The following is an 18059-nucleotide window of genomic DNA, read 5'->3' as shown; positions in this document are numbered from 1 at the left end:
GTGGACCGCCCCGCGGCCACACCCCCGGGGGGCCGCCGCCCCCGTTGTGGCGAGCCGGGGGCCACCACCAACCCGGGGGCGGCCGGGGCCGCCACGGGGTTGGTGGTGGCCCGGGTCAGGTGACCAGGCGCAGGGTCCAGAAGTCCGAGGAGAGTCCCCGCTCGGTCAGATACGCGTAGGGGAGGGTGAAGTAGCCGTCCTGGCCCCAGTCGGGGCCCCAAGAGTTGCGCACCAGGAAGCGCTGCGTGGTGTCGTCGTAGCCTGCGGCTAGCACGGCGTGCCCGCCGAGGACCTGGTCGTCCGACGCGGGCAGTGGTGCGTCACCGGTCTTGGCCACCTCCGGGCTCTCGAAGCTGGAGTAGACGGTGAAGCCGAAGACGAAGGGGAACCCGGCGGCCAGGCAGCCCTTGAGCTGGTCCAGGTCCTGGACGATGCGCTGATAGGCGGTCGCCGTCGACAGCAGGGCGTCCTTGTAGCAGCCCGCCGCGGGCTTCTTCCCGGCCCGGGCGCCCGAGGGGAAGGGCCCACCGTCGCTGACGGCCGGGGTGTCGTCGTAGGGCCACTCTGTCTCCGGACACACTCCCAGGGTCGCCACGCTCTTGATCCCGTCACGGATCTGGGCGCCGGAGTCCGTCCCCACATGGCCTTCGACGGCCCGCTCGTTGTAGTAGATGAACAGGCGCGACGGTGTGGTGGCCGGGAGCTGCTGCCGCATCAGCTCGAACTCGAAGGCTCCGGCGATGGCGTTGGCGGTGCAGCTGCCGATCCGGCCCTGGTTGTAGACCGGCGGGAGACTGCCGCGCAGGTCGGTCCTGGGCGGCGAGCTCACCAGCGCCAGACGGGGCAGTGAGTAGATGTGGTCGCGCGCATCCGGCAGATCGGGCACCCAGCCGAAGCGGGCGATCGTGCGCGGCGTAGTACTCGCCATGGGACATCCCTTCTCGGGCCGCGCCAGCAGCCATGAGGAGATCGCATTCGGTATTCAGAGGAGGTCGCAAAGTCAGTACCCAACGACGAGCGAAACGCGCGCCTCCGCAGTAGAGGTCACTCACATGCATCACGAACCGCCAGCTGCCTCCCGATTGGAATCGAACGTGGCACGGGCCTGAGCCGTGATGGTGCGGGCGACGCCGATCGAGGCGGTGTCAACTGGTGAGGTCGCCCAGGGCGCAGCCCCGGAGAGCCGGGTCGTCCACGTCGACAACAGCCCGATCGTGCTCGCCCACGCCCGCGCGCTGATGGGCAGCACCAGGGCCGGGCTCCGGGCAGTTACCTGGACTTCACCCATCCCGGGGCGGCTTCGACCCGGCCGCGATGGCCGCCGTGGTCGACGCGGCGGCCAAGGGGCACATGACCTCGGTGCCGGGCACCCGGGAGGGCGCAGCGCGGTCCTCGGGGCAGCCGGGACCGGCAACGGTACAAGGCGGTCCCGGCCGAGCGGCGCGCAGCAGTGCTCGTCATGGAGTCCCGCCGGGCCGGCAGCGCGCTGAGCGCACGCTGCTCTGTTCGGGTGTGCGGCGCTGGTCGGCAGGCGCGTCCCTTTGACCTGCGCCGACGGAGCTGCTCGCCTGGTCGGACAGCGCGCGGCGCCGTTCAGGGGTCCGTGGCCGGAAGTCAGAGAGGCCGGATGTGGAAGACGAGCAGCCCGCCGGTTCCCCGCCCTCGGTCGGTCGCCTCGCCCGGGTGCAGGCGTCCGCCCAGGGCTGGCACACGGTCCAACTGGCCGCGCTCGGCTTCGTGGGCCTGTGCGGAGTGCTCAAGAGTGCGGGCAACACGAGTGCGCCGCGCGCGGTGCAGGTGCTCGTCGCCGTGCTGGTCCTGTCGGCCCTTGCCCTCGCCTGCTGGGCCACCTACCTCGTCGCACGGGTTGCCTGGCCGTTGCCGGGCGGCGCCGCCGATGCGGGGCCGGACGACGAGGCCCAGGCGGGTCGAGCCGGGCGCCGCCTCCGTACGGGGATCGCACTGACCTTCGCGGCGGTGGCACTGATGTCGGTGGCCGCCACCTCCTCGTGGTGGCCCGACCGTACCGGCAGCACCAGCGCGCAGGTCGAAGTCCAGACCTCGGCGGGCGCCCTGTGCGGAACCCTGACCGCGGCCCCGAACGGATTCATCACGCTGCGGATCAAGGGCCGGAGCACGGACATCCCACTCGGAGCGGTCACCGGTCTGCGCCCGGTGCCGTCCTGCCCCTGAAGGGGAGGCGTACGACGGTGAGAGCGGGAGCACAGATCCGGTACGCGATCATCCGCAGCCGCGACCGGTGGCACGCACGGCTGGTCGGGGCCCGGGCGGCAGGGTCCGGCGCGGCCGGCTCCCCGGCGGGCCGGGTGCGCCCCTGGGCAGCCGACCGGATCCGGCGCATCGTGGCGTGGCCGCTGTACTGGCTGCTCACCCTCGCCGCCTACGCTGTCCGGGCCGTGCTGCGGCGGCCCGGACAGGTCCCGGCCGCCGGCGGGCGGATCGAGCACATCTTCGTCCTCGTCCTGGAGAACCGCTCGTTCGACCACATGCTCGGCCTCTCGACCGGGACCGTGGACGCGGGCGGCGCCATCCGGCCCGGAGCCGGCATCGATGCGGTGACGGGTGCGCCCACCACGGTGGAGGGTCCCGGCACCCAGGCCAACAGCCACGCCGGCGTGGCCTTCCCGATCCGCACGGGCGCTCCCTACGCGATGCCGGTGGACCCGCCGCACGAGTTCTGCGACGTTCAACTGCAGCTCGCCTCGACCTCGATCACCGGCCCGCCCCACGACGACCGGTGTACCTACGGCGGCGCATACCCACCACTCACCCTGGGCGGATTCGTCGACAACTACGCCAACCAGGCCGCCGTCAAGAAGAACGCCTCCGCGCTCGCGGACCTCGGCGCGGTGATGGCGTGCTTCACACCCGAGCAGCTGCCCGTACTCAGCACGCTCGCACGCGAGTTCGCGGTGTGCGACCGATGGTTCTCCGCGCTGCCCGGTCCGACCTGGCCGAACCGCTTCTTCCTGCACGCAGCGACCTCAGGCGGCCTGGATCACAGCCCCGGCCCGCTGGATGTCGTCGGGACCCGCCTGGACGGCTACCAGTTCGAGAACGGCACCATCTACGACGCCCTGGACGGCAAGGACCTCCCCTGGCGGGTGTACGCCGGTGACGCGCTCCCCCAGATCTCCGCACTCGCCGGCATGGACCTGCCCACCACGCTCACGCACTTCCACCGCCTCGACGAGCTGTCCGAACACCTGCGGCAGCCCGACTTCTCGGCCGCCTACACCTTCATCGAACCCGACTACGGGCACGTCCTCAGCCACAGCGGCGACTTCCGGTGCGGCAACAGCCAGCACCCGCTGGACGACGTGACACACGGCGAAGCCCTGGTCAAGTACGTCTACGAGTCGATCCGGCGCTCACCGCACTGGGAATCGAGCCTGCTGGTCGTCACCTACGACGAGCACGGCGGCTTCTACGACCACGTGCCGCCGCCCGCAGCAGTTCCACCGGGCGATCGCACCGACCCCGAGCACAACCGTCACGGCTTCCGGTTCGACCAACTCGGCGTGCGGGTACCCGCCGTCATCGTCTCGCCGTGGATCCCGCAGGTGCCGCCGGGCGGCTCGGCGGACCGGAACTGCAATCTCATCGACCACACCCAGTACGACCACGGCTCACTGCTCGCCACAGTCGAGCGGCTGTATGGTCTTCCCCCACTCACCCGGCGCGACGCACAAGCGAACGACTTCGCGCACCTGCTGTCCGCCAAAGCCCCGCGTGACGCACCCTGGACGCTCCCGGACCCGGCCGACTCGGGCACTGCCGGCGACGGCGATCCGGCCCAGCCGCAGCCGCAGCCGCAGCCGCAGCCGCAGCCGCAGCCGCAGCCGGCCCGGCAGGAGGCCGGCTCGCCGCACGACCGGATGTCTGCTGACGGCCTCCCCCTCACCCCGACCGCGCGGGGATTCCTGCAGACCGCAGCGATCCAGGAGGCGCGTCTCGATCCGGGCGAGCACGAGCGGATCCGGAACCGGGCCGATGGGGTCCGGACCCTCGGGGACGCCGGGCGGTATCTGACCGAGGTCGCGGGTCGCCTGAGCGAGCGGGGAGTGCGCAATGCCGGATCGGCTGCGAAGCGATAGCCAGGGCGGCTCGGCATCGGCGACATCCGCGGTGGGGGAGTGTCTTTTTCTTGGTTCTTCCAAGATTTTCGTATGCGATGATCGGGCGCCTCGAGGGCAGTGACGTGGCATCAGTTCGGGTGCAGGCTGGGAGTGTATGACGTCGAGCTGGAGCTCCTGCAGCTGGCCGCGGTGCAGGTCGAAGATGTGGATGCCCGGGCCGGGGTGGTGCGGATCACCGCGCGGACCTGCGACGGCATGCCGGTTGCCTGTCAGGGGTGTTGTCGGTCCTCGGCAGGGGAGCACAGCCGGTATGTGCGGCATGTGACGGACGAGGCGGTCGGCGGTCGCCCGGTCGTGATCGACTTATCGGTGCGGCGCCCGTACTGGGAGTGCCGGGACGGATCGGCCTCCTACGCCCAGGCCGTCACCGACGCCCTGCCGGACGCGGTGCAGGTCAGTGACTGCTGGCACCTGTGGCACGGCCTCGCCGCCGCGGTGGAGAAGACCGTCGCCCAACACGCCGCGTGCTGGCGCACATCGCCGACCGAGGTCACGCCGGGCTCCCGCAATGAGCGAACCCTGAAGCGGCACGCTGTCGTGCATGAGTCGCTGGAGGCGGGCGTGGGACTGTGCGAGACCGCCCGCCGCCCGCACCGCCGTGGCGACCGCGCTGCGCACCTCGTGGGCGGCGTCGAGGAGCTCCGCGGCTGAGCGGTGCCGGGTGGCGGTGGACGGTTCGGCTGTACCGTGGGACGCGGCGCGGTGGCGGGCCAGCAGCGCGGGGCCCGGCTGTGGGGCGGCGCCCAGGGCGGCGTCCAGCAGGAGGGCGTCCTTCTCACGCTGCGGCAGGGCGCGGATCCAGGCGGCGAGCGCGTCCTTGTCGATTGCCTGGGAAGGGGCGGCACCGCTGGCGCGGGCAGCGCGGTGAGCAGGTGCGGGTCGATGTGCAGGAAGTCCGCCAAGGCCTGCTGCGGGCCGGTGAGGTGGGCAAGGCCTGCGGGTACGGGCGCCTCGACGGCGTAGGTGTACTCGTCCTCGTCGACGTCCTCCTCCAACTCCCAGCGGGTGAGCGCGGAAAGCCAGGCCAGATAGAGGGAACGCAGGTCGCCCGCGGCGAGTTCGGTACGCAGGGTGGTGAAGGAGGCGAGGGTGAAGGAGGTCTCGAAGTCCCACTCGCCACTGTCCTCGGCCGAGCAGGCAAAGTCGAGCAGTAGGTGCCCGTTCCTGGTCCAGCAGGTCAAGGCGTCTTCCACACAGTACGGTTCGGCGCTGCGGGCGGGCAGCAGCGTGGTGGGCAGGCGCAGCATCAGGCGCCGCGAGCCCCAGTTGGCGAAGTACAAGTGGGCGTCGTACAGCTGTTCCACCAGTTTGTGCTCATCGCCGCGGAAGTTGCCGTAGTGGTACTCGTTGACGAAGTGCGTCGCGCTGATCCGGGCCCGGCTCGACAGGGCCCGCACCTGCTCGAGCTCGTCCTTGGTCAACGGTCGGTCGATGGCCTGGAACTCGTAGTACTGGTACTCGCTCACGGCCGTGCAGCCTACCGCGAGCGAGGTGCTCGAGGACGACGCGGCCGGAGCGGACCGAGCGCAGGAATGCGGCTGCGGTTGCAGCGGGCCGAGGTCTTCTTCGGGCAGCCGGTCGACGGCCTGCTGGAACTCCTCGCGCAGGACGGTCATGGGGTCAGGGTGGCCAGCGGGTGGCCGCGTGAGCGGGCCTTCGCGGCACGCGGCGAGGCCGGATCGCGGTGGGCCCTGGAGGAACTGCGCGTCGGCATGGCGCGGGGCGACCTGGACCGGGCGCACAACCAGGCCCAGTCCCTCGCACCGTTCTGGAAGCGCACCCGTCCGCAACCCGAGCTGCTGGACTGCGCGTTGCAGGTGGCCGCGGGCCTGGATGCGGCCGAGACCGCGGCGATGCTGCTGGAGCCGTTCCAGGCGGGCGCGCTCAGCCCGGAGCACGCGGGCGGACTGGCCGCGGCAGCCCAGCGGTACGGAACCGGGTGGATGCGCCGGGTCGTCGACGCTTGGTTCGCATCGGAGCACCGCCTCCAACGGCATCAGTACCAGTGGACCGAGCAGTTGCCGGAGCTGTGCACGGCGCTGCGTGCCCATCGGGCGTCGGCGGTGGCGCAGCTGCTCCCCGCCGGGGTCTGGGCTGCGGTGGACAGTGGCCTGCAGCTGTGGACCACGACCGGGGCGGCCGAGATCCGCCGTGCGCAGCTGCAGCAGCTGGCCCTGCCGCTGCGACACGTCCTGGCGGCGGCCGACGAAGAGCTGCGGGACGGGATCCTGGCAGCGCTGCGCGAACGCGGGGACACGGTGCTCGAGTGCCGATGCCGCTGCTGCGCCGCGCCGCGGAGGCGTTGCCGGCGGCCGAGTGGGGCGTGGCGGGGCTCGACGCGATCGCGCGGGACTGCGCGGACCGGCTCCGCGCGGTGTGCGAGCGGCCGCCGCGCGCTGCTGACGACTGGTCAGTGGTCTGGGCCGGGTGCGGCTGCGAGCTGTGCGGTGTCCTCGGTGCGTTCCTAGGCTCCCGGTCGCGACGGGTCCTCGAATGGCCGCTGGCGAAGGAGGGGCGGCGGCATGTGCACACCAGGATCGACTTGGCCGAGCTGCCGGTGCGCCACCAGACCAGGCGGCAGGGGGTCCGTACACGCTGGTGCTGACGAAGACCCAGGAGCTGTTCACCCGTGAGCAGACGGTCCGCCGCCACGCCGCGGCGGACCTGGCATGGCTGATGTCGCTGCGGAACGGATGACTGCGGCTTCCGGCTCGGCGGCCTCGTCGCGCAGGTACGCTCCGGCCGGCGTGCGCGGCCACGTTCACTGCGGCGGTGGAGTCGGTGCCCGCTTGCTTGAGCGTGTTGGTCAGGGCTTCTTGGACTATGCGGTAGATGACGAGCTGGACACCGCTGCCCAGCGCGTCGAGATCGCCCACGGTCCGGTAGGCCACGGTCAGCCCCGCGGCGCGGACCCGCGCCAAAAGGGGGTCCAGGTCACGGACCCCGGGCTGCGGGCTGAGCAGCCGCTCGCCCTCCTGCTCCTCGCGCAGGACGCCCAGGACGCGGCGTAGTTCGCCCACGGCCTGGCGGCCGGTGTCGCCCAGGATGCGGAGGGCCTCGGCGGACGGCTCGCTGCGGTGGGCAGCGAGGGTCGCGGCGCCGTCGGCGAGACCGACCATGACCGAGAGGTTGAGGCCGACGATGTCGCGCATGTCGCGCGCGATCCGGGAGCGCTCCGTCGCCGCGGCGAGCCGGACGCGCTGGTCGCGCTCTGTCTCCAGGCGGGCGCCCGGTCCTCCAGCGCCGTCAGGTACATCCGGCGGATACGGAGCGTCAGGCCGGTGGCGACGGCCCCCGTCGCCGTCCCGAGCAGGAAGAAGAGGCCGAAGGGGCGTTTGCGACCGGCACCAGGAAGAAGACGGCGAGGGTCAGTTCGACGAGGCTCACCCCGGCGGCCCAGCCCAGGACCCCGCAGGGATCCGCGCAGAGCCAAGGCTGTGTACAGGGCGACCAGCGCGCTGACACAGGCCAGCTGCCACCCCCTCGACGACCACTCGATGAGGGACACCAGACAACTCATCGGAGGTGGGGAAGGCCGGCATTCTCAGCGGTCGGCGCTGCCGGGCGGGACGACCCATTCGGTGGGCTGGCCGGTGAGGGAGGCGATCATGTCGAAGTCGCCGTCGTAGTGGAGGACCGTCCGCCGGTTCAGCTCCGCAGTGGCGGCGAGGAGAAGGTCGGGGAGCGACAGGGCGCGGTGGAAGCCGGCGTTGAGGGCATGGCGCTGGATCTCGAGAGCGCGGAGGAAGATGTCGTCATCGGTGCGGAGGTAGTCGAAGGCGTGGAGCCAAGTACTGATCCGTGTTGCTTCTGAGCTGTCCCGTGCGGAGTGGATCATCTCGTACTCGGTGGGCTGGCACACGGCGAGGAGGTAGCGCTCGTGCAGAGGCTTGAGCACCTCCTTGACGCTCGGCTTCGTCCAGCGGGCCAGGGCGGACTTGTCGATCAGGTAGCGGTCCTGCATCAGGCGGCCCGGCCTCCGTCGCGGTCGCCGTTGTGCTTGAGGGAGCCGTCGGCGTTGCGCGGGCCAGTGTTCTCGACGATCTCGCTGAAGTCGAGCTCGCCGGCGTCCATGGAGTCGAAGCCCTCCTGCCGCAGGTGCCTCTTGACGGCGTCCTCCATGGCGAGGCGGACGGCTTTGGCCTTGGTCTTGGTGCCGAAGATGCGCATGGCCTCGGCGACCATGTCTTCGTCGAGGTCGATGACGGTTCTGGCCATGTGGATGGTCCCTTCGCGGATGCTCCTGTCAGTAAAACGATACCATTGATGATCCGTGGTAGATATCGTTTCAATGAGGGGCTCTCGTCGTGGATGGAGACTGCGGCGCTCGGTGGTGAAGTGCCGCGCGGTCGCTCCTTGTGGGAGATGGACAGTCGTCCTCATGTCAAGTTCTGCCCCCTGCCAGGGGTCTCGCCAGAAGCGATGAGACGGGCGAGAGGTTGCCAGCAGAGCGGCCCCGCCGGTGGACGGCCGGTGGACGGACGCCTTTGGACGGTGCAGCGCGAGGCGTCACGGGCCAACATGCGGCACGTGCTCTGATCAGGAATAACGTCACTCGGCAGCACGAGCGAACGCCACGCAACATGATCCCTCATGGTCTCGTAATGCGTAGGTCTCGGCTTCGAATCCCGAAGGCGGCCCAAGGGAACCCCAGGTCGGGCCGCTGACCTGGGGTTTCTTGTTTTCATTGATCTTGGAATCTATCTAAATCGGGCATGTGTGACCTGTGCATCGTAATGCGTAGGTCGGAGGTCTGGTTTCCGATCGTCCGCGGCCAAGTCCTGGATGGGCGGCTGGGGCAGTCGCTCCTGCCGGGACGGCGGTTGAGCTGCGCGGCGGCCAGGTCCGTGGCGTGATGGCCTGGTGGCGGAATTCAATGATGGGCCGCACCCCCGCCGGGGGTGCGGCCCATCATTGTCGGGCTGGGAAGGCTGTGGGCTATGCGGCGGTGCTGGTCTTGCGGCGGCGCACGATGAATATCGCGCCGGCGCCGACGGCGGCGGTGGCGGCGCCGACACCGGCGATCACCGGGGTGGCGCTGGAGGAGCCGGTTTCGGCGAGGTTGCCGGTGACGTGGGGCAGGGTGCTCTTGTTGGGCGGGGTGGTCGGCAGCGGGACCTTGCCGCCCGTCTGCGGCACGGTGCCGTCGGTGGTAGTGCCGGGGCCGACGATCTGGACGAGGTAGGCGTGGCCGCTGTCGCCGAGGCAGTGGTCCTGGTCGTTGGCGTACACGCCGCCGCCGATGGTCATGCCCTTGCTGATGGGGGCGGTGGCCTTGACGTCCAGGCGCAGCTTGATGGCGATCTTCTCGCCGGCCTTGAGGGTGTCGCTGAAGCCGGCGAAGCCGACGGAGTGGCCGGCGCCGTCGTTGATGTTCTGCCAGGTACCGCCCTGTTCGTCGTACGCCTGCAGAACGACCTGCTTGGTGGAGAAGGCGTCCGGGGCGTTCTGGGAGGCGGGGCCGACGCCCGCGTAGAACACGAGCGCGGAGACGTCCTTTGCGGAGTTGTTGGTGGTGGTCAGGGTGAGGTTGTGCCATCCGCTGCCCGCGACGATCTTGCCGGGCAGGCCGGTGAGGGTGGTGGTGACCTTCTCCTGGTAGCCGGGCTTGTCCGCGCACAGCCCAGGCCCGTCTGTCGGCTCATCGGTGGGAGAGCCCGAGGTGGTGGGTTGCGCAGGAGTCGAGGTGCTCGCGGTCGGCTTCGTGCTCACGGTGCCCGACGCGGTGGGGCTGGAGGTGTTCGACGGCGTCGTCGACGGGCTGGTCGAGGCGCTCGGGCTCGCCGTGGCGGAGGTGCCCGCGGTGGGAAGTGCGGTGCCGGCGGACGCGGTGCTCGCGGACAGCAGTGCGGCGGGCGCGATGGCGGCGGTCGCGGCGACGGTCACCAGGGTGCGGCGGAGCTTCATGCAAGACCTCTCGGGTCCAAAGAGATAGGAGGGCCGCCGCGGACGGAACACACGCAGGACGACCGGGCTGATCATATGACCAAATACCGGCCTGATGGGTGAACGTTTGACCACCGGGAGTCCCTCAACACCATGCGGGTGTCGGACATATGGCGCACGTTCGGGCAGTTGCCCACGCCGGCAAGAAGTCTTCCGTGACCTACGTCACCGCCGCCTTCGACGGTGCTGGTGGGAAAGGGTGTGCGCCCGCACACATGCGGTTGCAGTATCAACGAGCACGGGACGATTCAGGACACGACCCCACCGAACGTCACGTACACGCTTGAGCACGGGCGGTAAACTCGATGACAACCGGCGTGTTGTTCTCGTCGAGCCCGAGGGAGTCGATCCGACCTCGGTGCCACGGCCCCGTCGGGTACTCGGACGCCAGGAACCGGATGCCCGGCATCTGCCGATCGAAAACTGCAAAGTGGTATTCCGGATCAGCTGAAGATCGTGCCGCATCTGTCACCGGCGGGGGGAGCCGCCCGCCTGGGGCGTGTCTGAGGCCTCGCCACGGCGGTGGCGGGGAGCCGGTCGGAGACTGAGCCGTCTCGATCCTGATCACTGATCGTGACGGCGGCTCGCTCTCGGGCATGGAGGGATGCACCTCTCTACCCGGAGCCGAATGGCCCGCGGCGACACCGCACCGCTGGGCACCGGCTGCCTGCTGGTTGCCACCCTTCAGCACGGCATCGCCGAGTGACCCAAGGCGGCCGAGCGGGCTCGTCATGGCCGAGGCGAGGCTGACGCTCGCGTGTGCCGGCCTCAGCACTGCCCGCCTCGCCGCGCGGGGGGACGATGGAGAGACCGCGCCTGACGTGCGCCGAAGGGGCGCGCATCGGATCGTCGGCCGTGCCGGGGTTTCCGGGGGTGGACCTGGCTGGAAGGAGGGTCGGATATGGGTGACGCTGGTGCCGTGCGAGCTGAGCCGGGCGCGTCCGGCGCCGATCCCTCGGCAGCGCCGGGCGGGCTATTGGACGTGCTGGGTGTCGCCGCGGTGGTGCTGAACGCCGAGGGCCGGATCGTGCTGTGGAGCCCGCAGGCCGAGGATCTGTTCGGCTACACCGCCCGCGAGGCGCTGGGCCGGTCCGCGGCCGGTCTCCTCGTCGACGAGGAGCACCGTGAGCTGGTGATCTCCCTGTTCGCGAAGGTGATGGCGGGCGGCGGGACCTGGGCCGGGACGTTCCCCGTGCGGCACAAGGACAGGAGCACGCGGTTGGCGGAGTTCCGCAACATGCGCCTGGAGGACGAGCAAGGCCGGCTGTACGCGCTGGGGATTGCCTCCGACCAGGCCACGTTGCGGAGGCTGGAGCGTGATCTGGCGCTGTCGCTGCGGCTTGTCTCCCAGTCCCCGATCGGCCTGGCGGTCATGGACACGGACCTGCGCTATGTCCTGGTCAACCCGGCGTTGGAGGATATAAGTGGCCTGCCCGCTGAGCAGCACCTCGGGCGGCGCGTGAGTGAGGCACTGCCCTTCCTGGACGCGGAGGGCGTCGAGTCGGCGATGCGACACGTCCTCGCGACTGGGGCTCCGCGACTGAATCAGTTCAGGGTCGGCCGCACTCCGGCCGACCCTGACACCGAGCATGCCTGGTATGTGTCGTTCTACCGGCTGGAGGACTCCGCCGGGCGGGTGATCGGCATCGCCACCTCCGTCGTCGACGTCACCGAACAGCACCGGGCGGCCACTGCCGCCGCCCGGGCCCGGCGGCGCCTGGCTCTGATCGCCGATGCCTCCGTGCGGATCGGCACCACGCTTGATCTTGACGTCACGGCCCGGGAGCTGGCCGACGGCGTGGTGCCGGAGTTCGCCGACGTGGTCGCGGTCGACGTGCTCGACTCCGTCCTGAGTGACCCCCAGCCGCACTCTTCTTCGACGGACGGCGGGGTGAGGTTCCGTGCGCTCGCGGTCAAGGCGGCCTATCCCACCGTGGCCGTCCAGGCCGCCGACCCGGTCGGCGAACTGGCACGGTACGACGCCGGCCGGCTGGTCACCCAGTGCGTGAAAACCGGGCGCCCCGTGCTCGTGGCACATCTCTCGGACCGGGATCTTCCACGGATCGCCCGCGACGCCGACGCCGCGGTCCTGCTGAAAGAGGCGGGCGTGCACTCCTACCTGGCGGTGCCGCTGATCGCCCGCGGTGAGGTCCTCGGTGCCCTTGATCTCAAGCGGGCCCGTAACCCGCTGCCGTTCGACCACGACGACGTGGTGCTCGCCGGGGAGCTCGCGGCCCGGGCCGCCGTGGGCATCGACAACGCCCGCTGGTACCAGCGGCAACGCAATGCCGCGCTCACCCTCCAACGCCACCTGCTGCCCCACCAGCCCTCGCCCAGGCCCGGGCTGGAGGTCGCCTACCGCTACCAGCCCGCCGCCGCCGGCGAGGTCGGCGGCGACTGGTTCGACGTCATCCCCCTGAGTGGAGACCGGACCGCTCTGGTCGTCGGCGACGTCATGGGCAGCGGTATCAACGCCGCCGCCACCATGGGCCAACTACGCATCGTCGCCCGCACCCTGGCCGGCCTCGGCCTGGAACCCGACGCCGTCCTCACCCACCTCGACGACATCACCGCCGGCCTGGACGACACCATGGCCACCTGCGTCTTCGCCGTCTACGACCCCCACCACCTGCACTGCCGCATCGCCACCGCCGGCCACCTGCCCCCGGTACTGACCCGCCCGGGCCACGCGCCCGAGCTGCTCGACCTGCCCACCGGAGCTCCCTTGGGCGTCGGCGGCGTCCCCTTCGAAACCATCCAGCTCCCCCTCCGTATCAGCGACGAACTGGTCCTCTACACCGACGGCCTCGTCGAAACCCGAGACCAGGACATCGACGTACGCCTCGAAGCCCTCACCGACCTGCTCAGCCACCCCCGCCGCCCCCTGGAAGAAACCTGCGACCTCCTGCTGGGCGCCCTTCGCCACGCGGACGACCACGACGACGTCGCCCTCCTCATCGCCCGCGTCCAGCCCCACCCGGCCGGCGCGTTTTCGCACCCGCCGACCTGATCGCCGCCCGGTCCAGGCTCGGGCCGCGCTGCGCGGAAGTCGGACGACGCGGGTCGCGCACCTTCGGCCACTGGGTGAGAGTGAGATCCATGGCCGTACAGCCGGACCGCACCCCGCAGCCGGGACGTCACGAGACGCCCGACGAGAGAGCCGACCGGAACCTGGTCGAGCTTCTCCAGGAGCTGCGTGTCCTGCAAACCGGCGTGCAGATCGTCTTCGCCTTCCTGCTCGGCGTGGCATTCACCACCCGCTTCGAGCAGCTCAACGACACCCAGCAGGACATCTACGTCACCACCCTGCTGCTCACGGTCGTCGCCTCCGCGGTCCTCGCCACCCCCGTGGCCGTACACCGCGGTCTGTTCCACCGGGGCGCCAAACGCCGGATCGTGGAGCTGTCGACCCGGCTCGCCCAAACCGGCCTCGTCTTCCTCGCCCTGGCCCTCAACGGCGCCGTCCTACTCCTCATAGACGTCGTACTCGGCCGCACCGCGGCCATCGCCCTTACTACGGCCAGCATGCTGATGTTCGCCGGCCTGTGGTTCGTACTGCCCTGGACGCTGAGACGCCCCTGACCAGACAGTCGTGTCCACGCTTCGGGAGGAGGCCGCCCTTTCCGGCTGCAGCCGAGGCCTACGGACTGACCTGCCGCGTATACACCACACCCGACGGACTCGCCGGCGCACCCACGGTCGACGAACTCGTCCAGGCACTCACCAGCGAACCCTAAGATCGTCGCACCACACTCTCCGTCGATCCCTGGAATCCGCCCCCGCACATCGGCAACGTCACAGTCTCAGGTCGCTGCGGTGCGCGAGGCGAGGGCATGGCCCGGGTGTGATGTTGGGCCAGACGGACCAGTGTTCTACCTCCGTGCGGGGGTCATGGCATCGCGCCGCGTTGACATTCGCCTTTCGCTGTCCACAAGTGGGGTGTTGCGGCCCGACCTGCGCCCTCAGCGGCCTGCCCGATCGGTCGACACCTCCCGCCCTCAGGAGCTCCCATGAAGCACGCCCGACTGGCGACGACCGGGGCAGTCGCTGTCGCCCTGCTCGCCATCGTCCTCAGCGGTTGTTCGAGTAGCAGCAAGAAGTCGACTCCGGCTCCGGCCACGTCCAGCACTGCCACGTCCAGCACTGCCACACCCAGCACTGCCGCGTCCGGCGCCGCGGCCACCGTCGGCGTCGCGTCCAGCAAACACGGCCCGATCCTGGTCGACGGGCAAGGCCGGACGCTTTACCTCTTCGAGGCCGACAAGTCGACGACGTCGACCTGCGAGGCCGCCTGTGTGACTGCGTGGCCGCCGTTGATCAGCTCCGGTGCGCCGAAGGCCGGCAAAGACGCCAAGGCCGACCTGCTGGGCACGACCAAGCGGACCGATGGCACGACCGAGGTCACCTACAAATCCCATCCGCTCTACTACTACTTGGGCGACGCCAAGCCCGGCGACACCACGGGCCAGGAGCTCAACCAGTTCGGTGCGAAGTGGTACGTCCTCAACGCATCCGGAGACAAGGTCGAAGGCGGCTGACGAACGCTTCCACACCGACCCCGTGATCCCCCACCGTGCGGCCGGCCCGAGGAGGACACCGTGACGCGCCGCGCTGACGTGCCTCACGCCGGTCGCCTCGTCCCCTTGCCATGGCGCCGGCGTGCTGTTGCCGGTCGCGGTTGCGGTCGCGTTGTATGCCTTGGGCCGGACGCTCACTCCCGACTACACCAGCAGCCTGTTCGGGCGGCGTGGTAACGACGCCAACGAACTGAAGGCGCGGCTGGGCAGCGCCCTGCTCGCTCTGGCCCTCGCGGGGCGGGTTCGCCACGTTCTCGACCTACGGGCAGTACATCCGCTGCGGCGAAGATCCCGGCGATGATGCACAGCGCGTACGCGCGGATCGGGACCGGCCCGAGGAGTCGCGCACCCGGGACACCGAACGCGACATCGAGCAGGTCGGGTTCACCATCGAGCGGGTGCGTCGCTTCGACTTCCTCATCAACGGCCGGGCCAGCCCCGCGTCACCGTCGATCACCGGGACCGCCCGCCCGCCGTCCGCCCGGCAGCGGTGACGGCGGGCGGGGGCCGCCACGCTACGCGCCCCCGCAGCACCCGTCGCAGCAGTCGTCCATCGGCGTGTGCCGGTTCGGCACGGCCTGGCAGCCGACGCAGCAGGTCGCATCGCAGCCTTGATCGCAACACTCCCCGCACGTCGGACAGCAGAGGCAGGGAGTGGCGTGCGCGTGGGGCGCCTGGCGGAGTTGCAGGGCGGGCGCGGCCGGCGCGGACGCCGCCTGGGCCTGAGTGAGGCCGCCGATTGCGACGGTGGCCGCGAGGGCGGTTCCGGCGAGAACGCCGGCGCGGGCGAGGATACGTTGGCGCATGAGGCACCTTCTTCTGATTCGGTGGCAGAGATCGCGGCGCTCGCCGCAACAGCATATTACCTAATCACCTAAGGAAAATAGGTGATGAGAGCTCCGAATGGGTGACGCTGCGTGTGACTCCTAGGTGGCTTAGGCTTGCCGGGTACGTTCCCAGGTGTGACAGAAGGGCGAGGGCGCATGCCGCAGTTCGGAGACCTGGAGGCCGCGATCATGGATGCGGTCTGGGAGGCGGGCAAGCCGCTGCGTGTACGCGAGGTGCTGGAGCGCCTGGAACGCGACCCGGTCCCGGCGTACAACACGGTGCACACGGTGACCGAGATCCTGTACCGCAAGGGCTGGCTGTCCAAGGAGCCGGAGGGGCGGGCGTTTCGCTACGGCGCGACCGCCAGCCGGGAGAGTTACGTGGCCGGCCTGATGGGTGAGGCGATGGCCGTCGCCGGGGACCGGACCGCGACGCTGGCCCGCTTCGTGGAGGACATGCATCCCGGCGAGGCCGAGGAGTTGGCGCGTTTGCTGCGTGCCGCGCAGAAGCGTGAGCGGACCTCGTGATCATCGCGGCGGTGCTGTTCGGCTACGTGGCGCTGCTGTGCACGCTCGCTCCGCGGTTGCTGCGTTCGGCGCGCTGGGCCGAGCGGGCGCCGCGGCTGGGCATCGCGGCCTGGCAGGTCCTGGGGGTGGCGGCGCTGTCCTCCGCCGTCATGGCGGGTCTGGCTCTCGTGGTGCCGACGGTGCGGATCAGTGCCGACCTCGCCGGCCTGCTGCACGCCTGCGTGATGGCGCTGCGCGCGCAGTACGCCTCGCCGGGCGGAGCGGCGGCGGGCGCCGCCGGGGCGGTCCTCGCGCTGGCCGTCCTCGGACGGACCGCCTACTGTCTGGGCGCCGCCGTCCTGCGGGTGGCGCGGGAGCGGACGCAGCACCGTGAGGTGCTGGATCTGGTGGGCCGCCCCGATGCGGGGCGCGGTTTGGTGGTGCTGGACCATGACGAGCCGTTGGTGTACTGCCTGCCGGGCCGCCATCGCCGCACCGTGATCACCACCGGAGCTCTGCGTGCCCTGGATGACGCGCAGGTCGAGGCGGTCCTCGCGCACGAGCGCGCGCATCTGGCCGAGCGCCACGATGCGGTGCTGGCCTGGGCCGGTGCGCTGGCGCGGGCCTTCCCCCGGGTGCCGCTGTTCTGCAACGCCGAGGCAGAGGTGGCCCGGCTGGTCGAGATGCGCGCCGACGATGTCGCCGCCGCGCGGGCCGGACGGCTGACCACGGCCGCCGCGCTACTGGCCGTCGCCGCCAGCGGCTCCCCGTATCCGGTCCCGGCGGCCGCCCTGGCCGCCGGTGGCAGCACCGCCGCCCGGCGGGTGCATCGCCTGATCGAACCGCACCGCCCGCTCGGTCGGGCGCGGGCCACCGCCGGATCACTGGCGGTCGCCGTGGCGATCGCCCTACCGGTGCTGGTACTCGGCGGACCGGCTGCCGCCGCCATGCAGATGAATTACTGCCCGGACGCCACCCCGATGGCAGCCGGGACCGTGATGCGCTGACCGGCAACTGACCCCATTGCGTCCCGTCATTCCCTTGCTCCTATATTCCTTAGGTAATTAGTTAGTAGGACTGAGGGAGCCGGATGAGGGATCTACTGTTCGGCACGACACTGTTGGCGTCGTTTCTCGGCGGAATGGTGGCGCTGCTCGCTCCGTGCTGCGTGTCGGTGATGCTGCCCGCGTATCTGGCCGCAGGCTTCCGCCGCCGTACCGGGATCCTGGCCGCCACGCTGGTCTTCGCCGCCGGGGTCGCCACCGCGATCGTGCCGATCGGGCTCGGCGCGAGCGCGCTGACCGCGCTGGTCTCCGGCCATCACCTGCTCGTCTTCTCCCTCGGCGGGGCCGCGATGCTGGTGGGCGGGGCGGCGGTGCTGGCCGGCTGGAAGCCGCAGCTGCCCCTGCCCGCTGGACGCGCGCCCGGCGGGCACGGCTTCGGTTCGGTGTACGGGCTGGGACTGTTCTCCGGCGCGGCCAGCTCCTGCTGCGCGCCGGTCCTGGCCGGCGTGGCGGTGCTGTCGGGGGCGGCGGCCTCGTTCCCCGCCGCGCTGGCGGTCTCGCTGGCGTACGTCGCCGGGATGGTCGCCCCGCTGTGCCTGCTCGCCCTGGTGTGGGACCGCAGGGACTGGGGTGCGACCCGGCTGCTGCACGGCCGCCAGGTGACGTGGCGACTGGGCCGGTGGCGCCGCGCGATACCCCTGGGCACGGCCGCCTCCGGCGTCCTGCTCCTGGCCATGGGCGCACTGACCACGTTCCAGGCCGTACGCGGCCCGGACATGGCCTCGGGCGGATGGCGGCTGCGGCTGGCCGCCGACCTGCAACATGCCGCCTCGCTGACGACCAGCGCGCTGGCCTGGCTGCCCGGCTGGGTATTCGCGATCCTCCTGGCCTCTGCCGTCGGTTGCCTCGCCCGGCAGGCGGCCCACCATCTCGGCCGTGACCGTGCGGCCACCCCCACGACACCACCGCCCTGCTGCGAGTCACCGCGAGCCGACCCCCACCCCGTACCGGCATCCCCCGCCGGAAAGGACGCCTAGC

At 70.8% G+C, this 18059-nt stretch carries 17 protein-coding genes and 2 pseudogenes; 13 read left to right on the top strand and 6 right to left on the bottom strand.

Annotation, left to right across the window (positions count from 1 at the left end; translation table 11 throughout):
• Nucleotides 1-115 precede the first annotated feature (115 nt).
• Nucleotides 116-928 carry a C1 family peptidase gene (locus QMK24_RS05865; RefSeq protein ID WP_283464056.1) on the bottom strand — a complete coding sequence of 271 codons (813 nt, stop codon included), beginning with the start codon at nt 926-928 and terminating at the stop codon, nt 116-118.
• 217 nt (nt 929-1145) lie between these two features.
• On the opposite strand from QMK24_RS05865, the pseudogene QMK24_RS05860 reads away from it, so the two are divergent.
• The 3 genes and pseudogenes from QMK24_RS05860 to QMK24_RS05850 all read left to right on the top strand — a co-directional run.
• A pseudogene (locus tag QMK24_RS05860) lies at nt 1146-1259 on the top strand (SAM-dependent methyltransferase); the annotation flags it as partial.
• Between the two features lie 370 nt (nt 1260-1629).
• Nucleotides 1630-2193, top strand: a complete 564-nt coding sequence (locus tag QMK24_RS05855) for a hypothetical protein (RefSeq protein WP_283464055.1) — start codon at nt 1630-1632, stop codon at nt 2191-2193.
• A 17-nt stretch (nt 2194-2210) separates the two neighbouring features.
• Entirely contained in the window at nt 2211-4118 is a 1908-nt protein-coding gene (locus tag QMK24_RS05850; RefSeq protein ID WP_283464053.1) for an alkaline phosphatase family protein, read from the top strand.
• A gap of 392 nt (nt 4119-4510) precedes the next feature.
• Here the strand turns inward: QMK24_RS05850 and QMK24_RS05845 are convergent, their stop codons facing one another.
• A complete protein-coding gene (locus tag QMK24_RS05845; RefSeq protein ID WP_283464075.1) occupies nt 4511-5626 on the bottom strand; it encodes a hypothetical protein in 1116 nt (371 codons plus the stop codon).
• Nucleotides 5627-5692: 66 nt separating this feature from the next.
• On the opposite strand from QMK24_RS05845, the gene QMK24_RS05840 reads away from it, so the two are divergent.
• Both QMK24_RS05840 and QMK24_RS41720 read left to right on the top strand, forming a co-directional pair.
• On the top strand, nt 5693-6628 hold the full coding sequence (locus tag QMK24_RS05840; protein ID WP_283464074.1) for a hypothetical protein: 936 nt from the start codon (nt 5693-5695) through the stop codon (nt 6626-6628).
• Nucleotides 6629-6949: 321 nt separating this feature from the next.
• Nucleotides 6950-7171, top strand: coding sequence for a hypothetical protein (locus QMK24_RS41720; protein WP_502962489.1), 222 nt, complete (start codon nt 6950-6952; stop codon nt 7169-7171).
• A gap of 24 nt (nt 7172-7195) precedes the next feature.
• On the opposite strand, the pseudogene QMK24_RS41715 reads toward QMK24_RS41720, so the two are convergent.
• The 4 genes and pseudogenes from QMK24_RS41715 to QMK24_RS05820 form a co-directional block, all read right to left on the bottom strand.
• Nucleotides 7196-7279, bottom strand: a pseudogene (locus QMK24_RS41715) (hypothetical protein); the annotation flags it as partial.
• Nucleotides 7280-7704: 425 nt separating this feature from the next.
• The gene (locus QMK24_RS05830; protein ID WP_283464052.1) at nt 7705-8124 is read right to left on the bottom strand and encodes a PIN domain nuclease; all 420 of its coding nucleotides are present in this window, start codon (nt 8122-8124) and stop codon (nt 7705-7707) included.
• Nucleotides 8124-8378: a type II toxin-antitoxin system VapB family antitoxin gene (locus tag QMK24_RS05825; RefSeq protein ID WP_283464051.1), complete on the bottom strand. Its 255-nt coding sequence runs from the start codon at nt 8376-8378 to the stop codon at nt 8124-8126. The genes QMK24_RS05830 and QMK24_RS05825 overlap by 1 nt, the downstream gene beginning before the upstream one ends.
• 720 nt (nt 8379-9098) lie before the next feature.
• The gene (locus QMK24_RS05820) at nt 9099-10067 is read right to left on the bottom strand and encodes an LAETG motif-containing sortase-dependent surface protein (protein WP_283464050.1); all 969 of its coding nucleotides are present in this window, start codon (nt 10065-10067) and stop codon (nt 9099-9101) included.
• A gap of 940 nt (nt 10068-11007) precedes the next feature.
• Here QMK24_RS05820 and QMK24_RS05815 point away from each other — a divergent pair.
• The 8 genes from QMK24_RS05815 to QMK24_RS05780 all read left to right on the top strand — a co-directional run bounded on the left by QMK24_RS05815 (nt 11008) and on the right by QMK24_RS05780 (nt 18058).
• Complete coding sequence (locus tag QMK24_RS05815; RefSeq protein ID WP_283464049.1) at nt 11008-13116, top strand: SpoIIE family protein phosphatase; 2109 nt, start codon at nt 11008-11010, stop codon at nt 13114-13116.
• Nucleotides 13117-13205: 89 nt separating this feature from the next.
• Nucleotides 13206-13688 (top strand): DUF6328 family protein, encoded by a 483-nt coding sequence (locus QMK24_RS05810; protein WP_283464048.1) that lies wholly within the window; start codon nt 13206-13208, stop codon nt 13686-13688.
• Nucleotides 13689-14116: 428 nt separating this feature from the next.
• Nucleotides 14117-14644 (top strand): COG4315 family predicted lipoprotein, encoded by a 528-nt coding sequence (locus QMK24_RS05805; RefSeq protein WP_283464047.1) that lies wholly within the window; start codon nt 14117-14119, stop codon nt 14642-14644.
• Nucleotides 14645-14765: 121 nt separating this feature from the next.
• A complete protein-coding gene (locus QMK24_RS05800; RefSeq protein WP_283464046.1) occupies nt 14766-14984 on the top strand; it encodes a DUF6529 family protein in 219 nt (72 codons plus the stop codon).
• Nucleotides 14985-15348: 364 nt separating this feature from the next.
• Nucleotides 15349-15561, top strand: coding sequence for a hypothetical protein (locus QMK24_RS05795; RefSeq protein WP_283464045.1), 213 nt, complete (start codon nt 15349-15351; stop codon nt 15559-15561).
• Nucleotides 15562-15666: 105 nt separating this feature from the next.
• Entirely contained in the window at nt 15667-16038 is a 372-nt protein-coding gene (locus QMK24_RS05790) for a BlaI/MecI/CopY family transcriptional regulator (RefSeq protein WP_283464044.1), read from the top strand.
• Nucleotides 16035-17024: a M56 family metallopeptidase gene (locus QMK24_RS05785; RefSeq protein ID WP_283464042.1), complete on the top strand. Its 990-nt coding sequence runs from the start codon at nt 16035-16037 to the stop codon at nt 17022-17024. The genes QMK24_RS05790 and QMK24_RS05785 overlap by 4 nt, the downstream gene beginning before the upstream one ends.
• An 83-nt stretch (nt 17025-17107) precedes the next feature.
• Nucleotides 17108-18058: a cytochrome c biogenesis CcdA family protein gene (locus QMK24_RS05780; RefSeq protein WP_283464041.1), complete on the top strand. Its 951-nt coding sequence runs from the start codon at nt 17108-17110 to the stop codon at nt 18056-18058.
• Nucleotide 18059: the final 1 nt, after the last annotated feature.

This window comes from Streptomyces sp. PH10-H1 (assembly GCF_030063355.1).
In the GTDB taxonomy this organism is placed as follows: Bacteria; Actinomycetota; Actinomycetes; order Streptomycetales; family Streptomycetaceae; genus Actinacidiphila.
Note: the sequence above shows the minus strand (reverse complement) of the source record. Positions and strands in the feature narration are given on the sequence as shown.